Origin of the sequence: Nostoc sp. (assembly GCF_036917455.1) — a bacterium.
GTDB lineage: Bacteria > Cyanobacteriota > Cyanobacteriia > Cyanobacteriales > Nostocaceae > Nostoc.
In genome coordinates this window covers 1-13,928 of the sequence record NZ_JBALDK010000131.1, presented here as the reverse complement: position 1 = coordinate 13,928, position 13,928 = coordinate 1, and the positions used below count along the sequence as shown (strand labels likewise).

The 13,928-nt window shown below is 40.3% G+C and carries 15 protein-coding genes; 10 read left to right on the top strand and 5 right to left on the bottom strand.

Going from position 1 to position 13,928, the window contains the following annotated elements:
* Window positions 1-126: 126 nt before the first annotated feature.
* The 3 genes from V7K42_RS13880 to V7K42_RS13870 form a co-directional block, all read right to left on the bottom strand.
* Window positions 127-1,698, bottom strand: coding sequence for a metallophosphoesterase family protein (locus tag V7K42_RS13880; protein ID WP_334917038.1), 1,572 nt, complete (start codon window positions 1,696-1,698; stop codon window positions 127-129).
* 117 nt (window positions 1,699-1,815) lie between these two features.
* Window positions 1,816-2,244, bottom strand: coding sequence for a type II toxin-antitoxin system VapC family toxin (locus V7K42_RS13875; RefSeq protein WP_334917036.1), 429 nt, complete (start codon window positions 2,242-2,244; stop codon window positions 1,816-1,818).
* A 7-nt stretch (window positions 2,245-2,251) separates the two neighbouring features.
* A complete protein-coding gene (locus V7K42_RS13870; RefSeq protein ID WP_334917034.1) occupies window positions 2,252-2,467 on the bottom strand; it encodes a hypothetical protein in 216 nt (71 codons plus the stop codon).
* A gap of 507 nt (window positions 2,468-2,974) precedes the next feature.
* On the opposite strand from V7K42_RS13870, the gene V7K42_RS13865 reads away from it, so the two are divergent.
* The 7 genes from V7K42_RS13865 (at window position 2,975) to V7K42_RS13835 (ending at window position 10,703) form a co-directional block, all read left to right on the top strand.
* Window positions 2,975-4,132, top strand: coding sequence for a sulfate ABC transporter substrate-binding protein (locus tag V7K42_RS13865; RefSeq protein WP_334917032.1), 1,158 nt, complete (start codon window positions 2,975-2,977; stop codon window positions 4,130-4,132).
* A gap of 80 nt (window positions 4,133-4,212) precedes the next feature.
* On the top strand, window positions 4,213-5,214 hold the full coding sequence (locus tag V7K42_RS13860) for a PstS family phosphate ABC transporter substrate-binding protein (protein WP_334917030.1): 1,002 nt from the start codon (window positions 4,213-4,215) through the stop codon (window positions 5,212-5,214).
* 49 nt (window positions 5,215-5,263) lie between these two features.
* Window positions 5,264-6,205 carry a phosphate ABC transporter permease subunit PstC gene (gene pstC / locus V7K42_RS13855; RefSeq protein ID WP_334917028.1) on the top strand — a complete coding sequence of 314 codons (942 nt, stop codon included), beginning with the start codon at window positions 5,264-5,266 and terminating at the stop codon, window positions 6,203-6,205.
* Between the two features lie 6 nt (window positions 6,206-6,211).
* A complete protein-coding gene (gene pstA, locus V7K42_RS13850; RefSeq protein WP_334917026.1) occupies window positions 6,212-7,111 on the top strand; it encodes a phosphate ABC transporter permease PstA in 900 nt (299 codons plus the stop codon).
* A gap of 51 nt (window positions 7,112-7,162) precedes the next feature.
* The gene (gene pstB, locus V7K42_RS13845; RefSeq protein WP_334917025.1) at window positions 7,163-7,990 is read left to right on the top strand and encodes a phosphate ABC transporter ATP-binding protein PstB; all 828 of its coding nucleotides are present in this window, start codon (window positions 7,163-7,165) and stop codon (window positions 7,988-7,990) included.
* Window positions 7,991-8,083: 93 nt separating this feature from the next.
* Complete coding sequence (locus V7K42_RS13840; RefSeq protein WP_334917023.1) at window positions 8,084-8,509, top strand: hypothetical protein; 426 nt, start codon at window positions 8,084-8,086, stop codon at window positions 8,507-8,509.
* 82 nt (window positions 8,510-8,591) lie between these two features.
* Window positions 8,592-10,703 carry a single-stranded-DNA-specific exonuclease RecJ gene (locus V7K42_RS13835; RefSeq protein ID WP_334917021.1) on the top strand — a complete coding sequence of 704 codons (2,112 nt, stop codon included), beginning with the start codon at window positions 8,592-8,594 and terminating at the stop codon, window positions 10,701-10,703.
* Between the two features lie 138 nt (window positions 10,704-10,841).
* Here V7K42_RS13835 and psb30 read toward each other — a convergent pair whose 3' ends face one another.
* Window positions 10,842-10,985, bottom strand: coding sequence for a photosystem II reaction center protein Ycf12/Psb30 (gene psb30 / locus V7K42_RS13830; protein WP_190939758.1), 144 nt, complete (start codon window positions 10,983-10,985; stop codon window positions 10,842-10,844).
* A 317-nt stretch (window positions 10,986-11,302) separates the two neighbouring features.
* Here psb30 and V7K42_RS13825 point away from each other — a divergent pair, with 317 nt between their 5' ends.
* From V7K42_RS13825 to V7K42_RS13815, 3 genes are all read left to right on the top strand, one after another.
* Window positions 11,303-11,653, top strand: coding sequence for a YkgJ family cysteine cluster protein (locus V7K42_RS13825; protein ID WP_334917019.1), 351 nt, complete (start codon window positions 11,303-11,305; stop codon window positions 11,651-11,653).
* Window positions 11,654-11,754: 101 nt separating this feature from the next.
* Window positions 11,755-12,186: a TMEM165/GDT1 family protein gene (locus V7K42_RS13820; RefSeq protein WP_334917017.1), complete on the top strand. Its 432-nt coding sequence runs from the start codon at window positions 11,755-11,757 to the stop codon at window positions 12,184-12,186.
* Between the two features lie 51 nt (window positions 12,187-12,237).
* A complete protein-coding gene (locus V7K42_RS13815) occupies window positions 12,238-12,540 on the top strand; it encodes a TMEM165/GDT1 family protein (RefSeq protein WP_334917015.1) in 303 nt (100 codons plus the stop codon).
* 161 nt (window positions 12,541-12,701) lie between these two features.
* Here the strand turns inward: V7K42_RS13815 and V7K42_RS13810 are convergent, their stop codons facing one another.
* Window positions 12,702-13,628, bottom strand: coding sequence for a cobalamin-binding protein (locus V7K42_RS13810; RefSeq protein ID WP_334917014.1), 927 nt, complete (start codon window positions 13,626-13,628; stop codon window positions 12,702-12,704).
* Between the last annotated feature and the right edge of the window lie 300 nt (window positions 13,629-13,928).

Here is a 13,928-nt window from a genome sequence, read left to right as displayed (position 1 = left end):
CCCATTTACTATGTCCTGCCATAATCCGAAATTATCAAAACTCTATTCCAGATTAAGATATAAATGCTTGCAAAAACCATAACTATAGCCGAACCGATCGATAATGAAGACGCGATCGCATCCCGTTTAAATCACAAAAGGTTCAAGTTCACGGTTACACCACTCATCTTCAACCCGTTCAGTAACCAATGGTCTGATAACAAACTTGGGTGGGCTACCATCCAAAACATCAATTCGCACGCATGAATAAGGCAAGCGGTTCTGAGAATTGTAGTCGTGACGGCCCACAAAAAGCATTGAATCCGCAACTTTCCGAGTGGGTTTACCTGCAATTTCGGTAAAAGTCTCCATCAATTCAGTTCCCTTTCGCCGTTGATAGCGGGGACGATGACCACTACCACCAGAGATAATGCAGTTAATGTGAGAGTCAGCAAATCCGGTATCAGTTGTGCAAAGATGCTCCAAACAGTGAGCGTGACCATTTAAAATCAAATCGACTATGGGACGTTCTTTAATTAGAGAACCAAGAGTTTCTGCCACTTGTTCAAACACCCAGCGCAAACGGTGGCGAACCGCTAAGGTTTGTGCCTGATTCCACTTAGTAGCCTCAGTGACATAAGGCGGATGGTGGAAAAAGATTACACGTCCGCGCACTTCGGAGGTGTTCCAAGATTCAATAAGTCTGCTTCGCAACCATTCAAGCTGTTCAAAATCGATCTCAGGCATTTTCTCAGATGCCAATTGTTTTTCAATATCGATTTTGATCTCGTCTATTTGGTCTAATTTGGCGGTAAGTTCATCAAGTTGTTCTGCTTCGGCGGGTTTATCCGGGTTGAGGCGATCGCATATTTCCAAAATCTGCAATTCTTCTCGACCTATTTCCTGGCGGCGCTTTTGCAATTCCTGGCGATAAATTTCCCCCTCTTGAGTTGCAGGTAAAGGTGATGGTGTATTAAAGGTATTAGAATCTAGTGCAAAAAAGTCAATCCCGCCATAACGAAAAGTGTAATAGCGATTGGGTAAACGAGTAAACTGTCCGGGTTCGTAACGCAAACACCGCCCTGTGTCAGTTTTAGCAGTATAATGTCGATCTAAATGGCGTTCTAATTCTTGTGGAGAAGCGATCGCTTGGGTATAATCCATAAATGCCCGTGCATAAGCATTCCCTTGATACGATCCATGCCAGCCAATCTCGATATCTTTGTAGCGGAACAGGCGACGTAATGAAGATGTTGTTCCAGTAACTAAACGGTACATCAACGGTACATCGTAGTAATCATGATTACCTGGCACTGGCAAGAACGGCAGATTAAACACCATCCGGTCATAAGGAATGCTGTTCGGGTTGTTACCACCAACAAGAAATTCGCGGTAAGGCTCAATAAAGTTTGTTGAATAATACTCTTGGGAACCCACCACATAGATTACATCACCTGTGTGCAACACAAAGCTGCAATCATTGCGGTGAGTCAGCATCAGTTCGGCAACCTTTCGTTGGGGGTGGTGTCGATAATGGGATTGAGTACCAGAATCACCGATAACCATAAAGGAAAATTCTGGACTATCTTCCCTGCCATCGTCAATAACCATACTGGTTTGGTCAATTCCCCGTTGCACAAAACTTGGATGCATCCACCGCACCCGTTCCTTCATTTTTTGAATTTTTACAGGAATCGGTGGATCGGAAATCAATTTCATGGCTGATAACTCTTGAATGCCTAACGCACAAGCTGATTGTAACGAAATATTTAGTTGTCATTAGTCATTAGTCATTAGTCATTTGTAAATTCTCTATTCCCAATCACCAATTCCCAATCATGAAGGCAAGTTTTCTCGTAGTAATGCTCGAAAACCTGCTTGTTGAAAATGCTCATCAGCAGTCAGGGCTTCAGTGATTCCGCTATATTGCATCACAATAAAAGATACGCAATCCACAAATCCCCATTCTTTCTCAGTTTGTTCCCGATATAGCTCGAAAGCACGTTCGTAAAGTTCCTGGGAGAGAGGGACAATTTCTACGTTGGAGTCTGCTACTAGAGAATTTAATAATATGATTGCCGCCTGACGATAAGGTTGTTGGGATAAGGCATTGCCAATTTCTAACATTACCGCCTGTGTTGTCACCAAACGAGTTTCTGCTGCTTGTAACATTTTAGCCAGATGTAAGGCTCGGTCATGCAAGCGATCGCTCGGTGCAGATAAAGCAATGGCAAATGATGTATCAAGAAAGACTTCAGAATGCATGGAAAGTTTATTTACTGTACAAGTATTTATCTATATTGGTAGACCAGTCAGGTGGCCCATCTAAGTTGAGCGATCGCGCCGTTTGCAGAAATGATACCGTTTCATGTTCGTTTGGCGGTAAAATTTCAATACTAATTCGCACGCGGGTATTGATTGGCAGTGCGATCGGTTCAGCCGGATAGAACACTTTGCCATTAAACAAAGCTGTGATTTTTTCTACCATTTTTTGCGAAAAGTACTTTTAGTCTATCCTAAGCTGGTTGTAACAATAGAGGTAGAGTATACGACGTAATAACTAGTGAAGTTACTTATATCAATTTTACGAATTATATCGATTTTTGAGAATTCTCGAAGCCAACAGATGAACTAATGTTACGTGAAGGCAACGAACTTTTTTAAAGTTCAATTCTTTCCCTCTCCGACTCGCAGATGGACAGGTTTTGGGTAGTAAAACCTCTTAGTAGTCTTTTATGGACAAAAGGGAGAAACTTTTTTAGCTTTTCCCCAATTCTTAACAATAAATTATTGGGGCAATTCTATACAAAAGTAACGTATGTATGCTGTAAACAAATCAGCTTTTTGGAGTTTGGCAGAACGCAGAGTTTAGATCCTACTTTTGCTACTTGTAAAAAAAAATTGAATCCAGATGATAAATATTATTCTATATATCCTATAATCTTTTTAATTACGGTATTCATCTACAAATACCGTAGATTTAGGGGTGATTCTGATGAGCCAGTCGCAACAATCAACACATTTAAGCAAATTACTCATTGAGAGAATACAGTCTTATGTCATGAAAGCTTGGCAGACCATACAATTCTCATATCAACACACAATTAGAAATTGGTTGAATAGACACACTCTACAAAGCTTTGTGAGTCTATTTTTAATAGGTGCTTTTTTGAGTATCACAGTTGCCTCCTGCTCTGGAAGCAGTTCAGCTAGCAAAAATGATGTTAAGCTGAAACTCGTTTCTTTCTCTGTCACCAAAGCGGCTCATGACCAAATAATCCCCAAATTCGTAGAAAAGTGGAAGCAAGAACATAATCAAAACGTCACATTTGAGCAAAGTTATGGCGGTTCTGGCGCTCAAGCGGCGGCTGTGATTGCTGGTTCACAAGAAGCAGATATAGTACATTTGGCACTTCCTCTGGATGTCAACAAAATTGCTCTTGCAGGTTTGATTAAAACGGGTTGGGAAACCAAAGCTCCGAGAAGTGGTATTGTTAGTAGATCGGTTGCTGCGATCGTTACCCGCGAAGGCAATCCCAAAGGCATCAATACTTGGGCAGACTTAGCAAAAGATGGCGTGAAAGTGATTGCGGCTAATCCAAAAACTTCTGGTATTGCTATCTGGGAATTCTTGGCTTTTTGGGGTTCAGTAACTCTAAAGGGAGGCGACGAAGCCACAGCATTAGATTATGTAACCAAAGTTTATAAAAATACTCCTATTCTGACGAAAGATGCTCGTGAAGCTAGCGATTTATTTTTCCAAAAAAATCAGGGTGATGTCTTAATAAACTACGAGAATGAGATAATTTTAGCAGGAAAAAATGGAAATAAATTACCTTATGTTGTACCCCAAGTGAATATTTCCATTGATAATCCTGTAGCCTTAGTTGATAAAAACGTTGATAAACACGGTACAAGGCAAATTGCCCAAGCATTTGTTGATTTTCTTTACTCTACAGAAGCTCAACGCGAATTTGCTAAATTACAATATCGTCCTGTGAATCCTACTGTCAACCAAGAAGTAGCATCGCAATATCAACCAATTCAAACTTTATTCACATCTCAAGATTTAGGCGGCTGGGATATTATCCAGAAAAAGTTTTTTGGAGATGGGGCAATTTTTGACAAAATTCAAGCTGCCAGCAAAGCATGACATCTATATTTTTTGCTCAGTCTAATAGCAGATAGCCAAGCATAAAGAATTGTTCAGTAATTTTACTAAATTGATAATTTATGAGCCTTCGTAGCAGATTTAAGGATAGCTTTATCATTACGTTTCTAATGATTATTGCCACCACTATTACTGCTTGTAGCAGCAGCGAGGAAAAGAAAAGCCAGGTAAGTATTGATGGTGCAGTTGTAGGTTTTCCTATTTCTTTAGCAGTTGCAGAAGAATACGGTAAAGTCAAACCGGAAGCGAAAGTAAGTGTTGCCTCAAGTGGTACTGGTGGTGGTTTTAGTAAATTTTGTAATGGCGATATTGATATAGCTGGTGCTTCTCGCACCATTAGAGATGAAGAAATCAAAAAATGTCAAAGTAAGAATATTAAATTTGTCGAGTTGCCTGTAGCTTTAGATGGTATCGCCGTGATTGCCAACCGCCAAAATAACTTTGCCAAATGTTTAACTATTAAGGAACTAGGTAAAATTTGGGGCGGGAAATCAGACGGGAAAATTTTGAAATGGAATCAAGTTAATTCTAAGTTTCCTAACGAAAATCTGAAGTTGTATGCTCCATCTTCTGATACGGGAACATTCGATTATATGACTCAAGCTGTGACTGGCAAAGCCAAGAATGGCCGTACAGATTATACTGCCACTCAAAATCAAAACCTTCTCGTACAAGGAGTCTCAGGTGATGCAACAGCTTTGGGATATGTAGGGATATCTTACTATATTCAAAATCAAGAAAAACTGAATTTAGTTGCTGTAGAAAGTCCTACAGGAAAGTGCGAAAAACCAGTTCCAGTAGATAATGTAATTAAAAATGTCTATACACCTTTATCTCGTCCTCTCTTCCTCTATGTCAGTAAAAAATCCTTAGATACTAAGCCAGCAGTCAAAGAATTTGTAGATTTTTATCTAGAAAATTCCTGGAAGTGGGTAGATAGTGTTGGTTATGTAGCGCTACCTGATGAAGCTTATGTCAAGGTAAAACGAAAATTTGCTACTGGCGAAACTGGGACAAAGTTTAAAAAAGCAAAACCCGGTGAACCAATCACAAACTTTATTTAAATAAAGTTTGAGTCATTGTAGTCTGATTGTAGTCAAAAATTAACTGTTTATGCAGAATACTAATTATCAAGACGATCCTTATCTATTATCCAGACAGTCACTGGATAAAAATCCATCTGAAGATATATCAGAAAAGATTGTGGCGGCAATTTTATTTGCTTGTGCTTTAGTTTCGGTTTTGACTACCTTTGGTATTGTCCTAATTATCTTTCAGGAGACATTCAGTTTTTTCCAAGAAGTATCTTTTGCCCAATTCTTTCTTGATACTAAATGGACACCTCTATTTGCTAATAAACATTTTGGCGTTTGGCCTTTGATTAATGGCACTTTCTTGACTACAGCTATTGCGATGGCGGTTGCTATTCCTTTGGGTTTATCTTCTGCTATTTATTTGAGTGAGTATGCTCAACCCAAAGTGGCAGCAATTTTACGTCCAGCAGTAGAACTTTTGGCAGGAATCCCAACGGTAGTATATGGTTACTTTGCGCTGTTGTTCCTTACACCATTGCTGCGGAATCTTATACCTTTGGAAATATTCAACGCTTTGAGTGCAGGGCTAATGATGGGGATAATGATTACTCCTACTGTTGGTTCTATCAGCTTAGATGCTATTAAAGCAGTTCCAGGTTCCTTGCGAGAAGGAGCTTATGCTTTAGGTATTACTAAACTGGAAACCATTTTTAAAGTAGTTCTACCCGCTGCACTTTCTGGAATCATAGCCTCGATTATTTTGGGTATTTCTCGCGCTGTGGGTGAAACAATGACTGTTCTCATCGCCGCCGGACAACAACCAAGATTAACTGTTAATTTCATGGAATCAGTAGAAACCATGACAGCTTACATGGCGCAAATTTCTGGTGGAGATAGTCCGCGTGGTAGCCTGAATTTCAAGACATTATATGCTGTAGGCGCTGTTCTATTTATACTTACCCTAGCTTTGAATATTGTTAGCTATTGGGTTGCTAATCGCTTTAAAGAAAAATACGATTAATTAAGTATGACTACAAGTTATCAACAAGATGATTCTCTAGATTCGTCGGCAGAATTTACCGATAATGTTGAAAGTAGAGACACATTAGGCAAAGTATTTGAAGTCATTTTTTTGTTAGGATTACTGGTTGGCTTATTTGTGCTAGCATTGCTACTTTTTGATATTTTTCGAGACGGATTAGGCAGATTTTTATCACCTGGCTTTCTCACGGAAACTCCTTCTCGTTTTCCTGACCAAGGTGGTATTCGTCCTGCGATTATCAGCAGCATTCTTTTAGGAATTGTTGTGATTTTCGTGACTGTCCCTATTGGTGTCGGAGCAGCTTTATATCTAGAAGAGTATGCACCTAAAGCTTGGTGGACAGTGATTATTGAGATTAATATCAGTAATCTGGCAGGAGTGCCTTCTATTGTCTATGGATTGCTAGGTTTAGGAGTTTTCAATTATTTACTTGGGTTTGGCCCCGCTTTGATTTCTGGTGCATTAACTTTATCTTTATTGTCTTTACCAGTAATTATTGTGACAGCTAGAGAAGCAATTCGCGCTGTCCCAGATTCCCTGAGAAATGCTTCTTACGGATTAGGTGTGACTAAATGGCGAACTATCAGCAATCATGTCATACCTTATGCCATTCCGGGTATTTTGACAGGGGTGATTATCTCTGTATCCCGCGCTATTGGTGATGCAGCTTCTCTAATTGTTGTCGGTGCTGTGGGTTTTCTTACCTTTAACCCTGGTTTGTTTCAGAGATTTATGGCATTACCCATTCAAATCTATAGTTATATCACTCGTCCTGAACCAGGTTTTGCTAGTGCAGCAGCAGCGACAATTATTGCGTTGTTAGTCTTGATTTTACTTTTAAATGGTGTAGCGATTTATATTAGACAACGTTTCTCAATACGTTAGGTAATTAAATATCTAATTGGATAAATTCACGAATATTAGGAGAACACTCAAATGACTTATAGCAACAGTAGAAGTAAATCAGATAGTGCGACAATCGACCAAGATAATGGTGTCTTTAATGTTGAAGGTGTGAAGGTCTTTTATGGGGGATTTTTGGCGCTTTTAGATGTCTACCTAAAGATTCCTGATAAACAAATTATTGCTTTTATTGGGCCTTCAGGATGTGGTAAAAGTACTTTACTGCGTTGCTTCAACCGGATGAATGATTTAATCCCGGGAGCTAAGGTTGAGGGTAGACTTAATTACCGCGATCGCAATATTTACGATCCTAAGATAAATTCTGTAAAATTACGCCGCCAAGTCGGAATGGTTTTTCAAAGACCGAATCCTTTCCCGAAGTCAATCTACGAAAATATCTCCTTTGGGCCGCGTGCTAACGGTTATAAAGGTAACATTGATGAATTAGTGGAAGATTCCCTAAGACGCGCTGCTATCTGGGATGAAGTCAAAGATAAACTCAAAGAGAAGGGAACTGCATTATCTGGGGGACAACAGCAACGACTTTGCATAGCTCGTGCGATCGCCATGAAGCCAGATGTATTATTAATGGATGAACCATGTTCTGCTCTCGACCCAATTTCTAGCCGCCAAGTCGAAGAACTCTGCTTAGAACTCAAGCAGCAATACACCATTATTATGGTGACACACAATATGCAGCAAGCCTCCAGAGTGGCAGATTTCACGGCTTTCTTCAATACAGAAATTGACGAGCATGGTAAACGTCGCGGAAAATTAGTTGAGTTTAATCCTACAGCGCAAATGTTCAGTTCTCCTCAAACCAAAGAAGCTGAGGATTATATCAGTGGGCGCTTCGGTTAAAAAGATATCACAGTTATAATTCTGGAAAATATGCTGAGGCTTGATAGTACTAAACTGAAGTAATATTTCAGTTTAGTACTTATACTGTGTATTATGTTTAAGCCTTTGTCATTTGCTTTAGTTGCAGCTACCGTTTTAGTGACATCAATCAATAATCCTAGTAATACTTTAGCTCGAACTTGTGCTTCTAAGTGTGGGTCACACCCAATTCAGTTTACCCCTGGGCAACATATTAGAGTTGAAGTTATAAATAGCACACCTAACCTGATTAAAATCCAAAAACCCTCTGGGACTGATGCAATTTCCTTGAGTCCAGGGCAAAAATTAAATTTAGAACAAATAGAAGGTACAGAACCAAATACATCTTTGATATTTTGGAGCGAAAAGGGTTTATCACTACAAGCAATTGTCTCGAAACCTAACTTTGGCACATTGCGGCTGGAACTCCGTCCGACTTTACGCTCTCCAGGCGATCGCTCGTTATATATTATGGATGATGGCAGAATAAATGTGTTTTAGATAGCAAATAGTGTTATTAGTTATGAGTTAAGAAACAACTTTCAATTCGACACTCATAACTAAAAACTCCTAACTTTTTATTGTGCTAGACCGAGCTGTATCTGAACTATCAAAACCTAGCAGGCGCTTACCTAATCAGCGCTGGCAAATCTATCCACAAAAACCAGAATTTGCCCAAAAGCTGGCGGTTTTGACAAATATTTCACCCATTATCAGCCAGTTGTTGATTAATCGGGGGATCGAAACACCAGAACAGGTACAAGCATTTTTAAATCCAGAGTCTTTAGTCTTACCTTCACCGTTGGAAGATTTCCCAGATTTGGCGATTAGTTTGGAGTTGTTGCAAAATGCGATCGCTTCTCAAACAAAAATTGCTATTTGTGGTGACTATGATGCTGATGGAATGACTAGCACTGCTCTACTTTTGCGTAGTCTCCACACTTTAGGCGCACAGGTAGATTATGCGATTCCCAGCCGGATGCACGAAGGTTACGGTATTAATAAACGCATAGTTGAAGAATTCCACAGCGAAGGTGTAGGGCTAATTCTGACTGTCGATAATGGTATCTCTGCGTTTGAACCAGTCGCTAGAGCTAGAGAACTTGGTTTAGCAGTGATTATCACCGATCATCACGATATCCCCCAAAAATTACCCCCAGCTAATGCTATCCTCAACCCTAAACTAATAGCCGAATCGTCACCTTATCGGGGTGTTGCTGGTGTTGGTGTTGCCTACATTTTGGCAGTGTCTTTAGCACAACAGCTAGGGGAGACTAAGGGATTAATCCAGCCGATGCTAGCACTATTTACACTAGGAACGATCGCAGATTTAGCCCCGTTAACTGGCGTAAATCGCCGTTGGGTAAAACGTGGTTTACAGCATTTACCCAAATCCAACTTAGCTGGGATACAAGCGTTGATTCAGGTAGGTGGCGTGCAGGCGAGGGATGAGGGAGCAGGGGAGCAGGGGAGCAGGGGAGCAGAGGAGAAAATTGCCAATCCAAAATCCAAAATCCAAAATCCAAAATCGCTCAAGCCTGAAGATATCGGGTTTCGCTTGGGGCCGCGAATTAATGCTATTGGTCGGATTGGTAATCCCCAAACTGTTATTGAAATGCTGACTACAGATGATATGGGAGTAGCGCTGGAAAGAGCAATGCAGTGCGAACAAATCAACGCCTCTCGCCAGGAGATGTGTCAGCAAATTGAACAAGAAGCGATCGCTTATGTAGAAGCAGAATTTGTTGCATCTCTACAACAAGACCGGGTATTAATTGTTGTTCAACCCAATTGGCATCACGGCGTTATTGGTATCGTCGCCTCCCGCTTGGTAGAACGCTATGGTGTTCCTGTATTTATTGGTACTTATGAGGATGAAAAACATATACGCGGTTCAGCACGCTCAATTCCAGAGTTTCATGTGTTTGAAGCTTTGGAATATTGTCACGATTTACTAGGAAAATTTGGCGGACACAAAGCCGCTGGGGGATTCTCTTTACCAGCAGAGAATTTACAGGTGTTGCGATCGCGTTTGATTGAGTTTGCTAACCAGTGTCTTGAACCGCAGCATCTCAAGCCTCTCTTAAAAATTGATGCTGAAGTCAGTCTCAATCAAATCAATCAGCAGCTTTATCAACAGCTTAATGCTCTCCACCCCTGCGGTATGGACAACCCCGATCCAGTCTTCTGGACACCTAATGTCCAAGTGGTTGAGCAAAAAATTGTTGGTAAGGGTCACATTAAACTGACAATTGCCCAAACTATTGATAATCAGGAGTATAGAATTAAAGCGATCGCTTGGCGTTGGGGCGACTACTTCCGCTTACCAGCGCGAGTGGATGTAGCTTACAAACTGCGAGAAAATTATTTTAACGGTAACACCAGCATTGAGCTAGAGTTAATCGGTGTTAGACTGCCAATTCAGCTTCAACAGTTTTTTGCTTCGCCACCTATCCCGTCAAGTACCACCTTTGCGTACAACCAGCGACAGTATACTTGTGGTTTCTATAAAAACGGTATTGGGGCAGAATTAAGAATTAAAAACCCTGAAGGCAAGGTGTTAGTCATGCAGCCAGGACATATAATCGGTCTACTAGGAATTAATCGTCAAAATGCCAAAGAAGTTGATATTTCTCAGCCACAGTATGACAGTATTATTCAAGCTGCACTTCAAGCGTTATCAGTTAAGAGTTAGAAGTTCTTAATTAACTTGTCAGTTGTCACTGTGACACTGTTAGTGCTGATTTCTGAGTTATAAGTATGAGTTGAGAATAAAATTTCATTCCTAACTTTTCACTCCTAACTCTCAGTCAGCACTCATCACTCAGAACTCTTATAGATTGCCGTTGCGAAATGCCAACAAAAAGATTACTGCTGGGCCAGCAATTACGATTAGCGCCACAGATAGTAATTGGAAGATAACTTCCCAATTGATACTGGTAAAAGCGTTAAACAAGTCAGATACAGCGTCAAACATTTTCCTTTTCTCCTTTCAATTGTCTTAAAAAATTCAATAACTTAATTACAAAGCCCGAAATCGATCATATCTGGCTATGGACTGCTAGATTTAATTTACTTAACAAAATTATAAGAAAAGATATAAAAACGTAAAATAGAGAATTGGGAACTGGGCACTGGGGAGTTTAAAGGAAAGATAATTACTTCGATCTTTGAACTAGGAACCTCAGCCTCAGAACTCGAAACTTCGGTCTTTGAACACAAAGCGTCAAGCTTAGAACTTACTATTCCCTAGTCCTCAGTCCCTAATCCCCATTCCCCATTCCCTAATTCAAAATGGCAACCTGGCAATGTGTAAAGCAATGTGGAGCCTGCTGTAATCTCGAACCAGCAGATCGTCCAGATTTGGATGAGTATCTCTCTCCACCAGAACTAGAAATCTACCTCAGTATGGTAGGTGAAGATGGATGGTGCATTAATTTCGACCATACCACGCGAGAATGTCGCATCTACGCAGATCGTCCTCGCTTCTGCCGCGTGGAATCAGAAGTTTTTCAAGATATGTATGGGGTTGAACCTGAAGAAGTCAACAATTTTGCTATTGACTGCTGTCGTCAGCAAATAGAAGGAGTATACGGCGATCGCAGTTTAGAAATACTACGCTTTGACAAAGCTGTTGGCCTTTGACACTTCCACCCTCCTTTTTTGTATGTAGTTGCAATTTATGACAAAAATATGAGAAAATGATAGAAATATGAAAAGACCCTAGCAACCAAAACTACTGCCTAATGAAACTTGACTCTGTACCTTTGGAGATTTCTGGCATATCTCAGACTGAGGTTGAGCTAGAACTGGAAGACAGCAATGATTTTAACTTAACTCCTGCGATCGCCCAGCCAGTTCAGCCTGTAATTGCCGATAGTCTTCAAAAGCAGGAATCAGTGTTAGTAGTTTTTGGTACAACTTTTGTAACCATTTTTCTAGCAGAAATTGGAGATAAAACTCAGCTATCGACTCTGTTAATGAGCGCACAATCTCATTCGCCGTGGGTGGTATTTATCGGATCGGCGGCGGCACTGATAACCACCAGCTTATTAGGTGTGCTTTTAGGTAGTTGGATATCCAACCGACTCAGCCCAAAAACTGTAGAAAAATCAGCAGGCGTGATGTTGTTGGTAATTTCCCTAATGTTGTTTTGGGATGTATTTACTAGTCATTAGTCATTTGTCATTAGAAAAACTCCCCTATTCCCCATTCCCCCTGATAATAATATGGATTGGCATCTTTTAGGACTGAGCTTTATTACAGTTTTTTTATCAGAATTGGGTGACAAAAGTCAGCTAGCAGCGATCGCACTTTCGGGGCGTTCTAATTCTCCGCGTGCAGTATTTTTTGGTGCAGCAGGCGCATTGCTGTTGACAAGCTTATTGGGAGCATTAGCAGGGGGAGCAGTAGCTGAATTATTACCCACACGCATGTTAAAAGCGATCGCTGCTGTCGGATTTGCCATTCTTGCTGCACGTCTGCTGTTCTTTAACAATGAACCATCGGTAGATTCTGAAGAAACACCATAAAAGGAAATCAGGAGTCAGAATTCAGAATTCAGAATACTCCATTGCTTCATGGATGGAGTTTTAACAAGGAAAAATGTTGAAATTTTGTTTTACTCAAATTCATCCTGTTAGCGGATAGCTATGGTTTAGCCCATTCTGACTCCTGAGTTCTGAATTCTCCTTTACAAAAGTTCCCAACCAGTTCCTTTATAGCCGTATTGAAAAATTTCTGGATGCAAAATTTCAGCCAAAATTTCTAGAGAATCTACCAGTCGCGGCCCTGGACGATTGAAGTAAGAATTGCCATCAGTGATGTAGACCCTACCAGCTTTAGTAGCGTGCAGTTTTTCCCACTCTGGACGTTGAGTTAACAAATTCGCTTCTTTGCGAGTGCGATTTAAATCAAAGCCACAAGGCATAAAAACAATGATATCTGGATTACTTGTTAATAGTGTTTCCCAGGGCAAGATAGGAGAAGGCTGACCTGTAACACAAAATAGAGAATGTCCTCCTGCCAAGTTAACTAATTCAGGAATCCAATTTGCGGCAACCATCAAAGGATCGAGCCACTCTATACAGGCGACAGTAGGCTGTTCGTGTAAAGAAAGTCCTTGGATTCTTTGCTGACAAATTTTGACACGAGCTTCTAAATTTTCTAAGATTTTTACCGAGTCTACCTCAAAAGCGTGGCTGACTCGCTCAATATCAGCCCAAACGTCTTGAAGAATATTAGGTTGTAAAGAAATAATCTGCGGTTTACTGTCAACAAGTGTAGCAACTGCCTTTTCAACTTCGTCTAGGCTGACAGCACAAACATCGCACTGATCTTGAGTGAGAATGTGGGTAGGCTGCAACTGCTCTAAAACATCTGTTTTAATTTCATAAATACTGAGAGCAGATTGCAATAAACTATTCACATCATTATGAATTTGGCTACTAGAGGCATTGGAGTCTAAGCGGGCTTGGGTACAAACGGGGCGATTGAGAATTTCTGGAGGGTAATCACATTCGTGCGATCGCCCCACAATAGCATTAACCAACCCTAGTGCCGCTAAAATCTCTGTTCCACCGGGAATCAGGGAAACTATTCTTAAATTACTATCCGTCATCGCTCCACCTCCATAAAAGCTGCTGTCAGCTTAATATTCGCAAAATTTGAGTAATTAAGTATCTTTCTCCAGGAGAATCAATGGTGTTTTGGTAGTCATACCAATTATCTGTGAGATTGCAGTGTAACAAGGAAGGGGAGCTTAAAGATATTGTTTTATTTTTTGCCATCTTCATGATATAATTACTTAGTGATTTTTTTTTTAAATATTAGTTATACTTAGTAAAAAATACTTGCATAAAGTATTAAAATTAACTATTGTAATTATATTTGATTTATGAAAATTGAAAGTGACAGATCC

What these genes read in the sequence shown, in the direction of transcription:
- V7K42_RS13880 (WP_334917038.1), bottom strand. Translation starts at nt 1,698, where the DNA reads ATGAAATTGATTTCCGATCCACCGATTCCTGTAAAAATTCAAAAAATG.
- V7K42_RS13875 (WP_334917036.1), bottom strand. Translation starts at nt 2,244, where the DNA reads ATGCATTCTGAAGTCTTTCTTGATACATCATTTGCCATTGCTTTATCT.
- V7K42_RS13870 (WP_334917034.1), bottom strand. Translation starts at nt 2,467, where the DNA reads ATGGTAGAAAAAATCACAGCTTTGTTTAATGGCAAAGTGTTCTATCCG.
- V7K42_RS13865 (WP_334917032.1), top strand. Translation starts at nt 2,975, where the DNA reads ATGAGCCAGTCGCAACAATCAACACATTTAAGCAAATTACTCATTGAG.
- V7K42_RS13860 (WP_334917030.1), top strand. Translation starts at nt 4,213, where the DNA reads ATGAGCCTTCGTAGCAGATTTAAGGATAGCTTTATCATTACGTTTCTA.
- pstC (WP_334917028.1), top strand. Translation starts at nt 5,264, where the DNA reads ATGCAGAATACTAATTATCAAGACGATCCTTATCTATTATCCAGACAG.
- pstA (WP_334917026.1), top strand. Translation starts at nt 6,212, where the DNA reads ATGACTACAAGTTATCAACAAGATGATTCTCTAGATTCGTCGGCAGAA.
- pstB (WP_334917025.1), top strand. Translation starts at nt 7,163, where the DNA reads ATGACTTATAGCAACAGTAGAAGTAAATCAGATAGTGCGACAATCGAC.
- V7K42_RS13840 (WP_334917023.1), top strand. Translation starts at nt 8,084, where the DNA reads ATGTTTAAGCCTTTGTCATTTGCTTTAGTTGCAGCTACCGTTTTAGTG.
- psb30 (WP_190939758.1), bottom strand. Translation starts at nt 10,985, where the DNA reads ATGTTTGACGCTGTATCTGACTTGTTTAACGCTTTTACCAGTATCAAT.
- V7K42_RS13825 (WP_334917019.1), top strand. Translation starts at nt 11,303, where the DNA reads ATGGCAACCTGGCAATGTGTAAAGCAATGTGGAGCCTGCTGTAATCTC.
- V7K42_RS13820 (WP_334917017.1), top strand. Translation starts at nt 11,755, where the DNA reads ATGAAACTTGACTCTGTACCTTTGGAGATTTCTGGCATATCTCAGACT.
- V7K42_RS13815 (WP_334917015.1), top strand. Translation starts at nt 12,238, where the DNA reads ATGGATTGGCATCTTTTAGGACTGAGCTTTATTACAGTTTTTTTATCA.
- V7K42_RS13810 (WP_334917014.1), bottom strand. Translation starts at nt 13,628, where the DNA reads ATGACGGATAGTAATTTAAGAATAGTTTCCCTGATTCCCGGTGGAACA.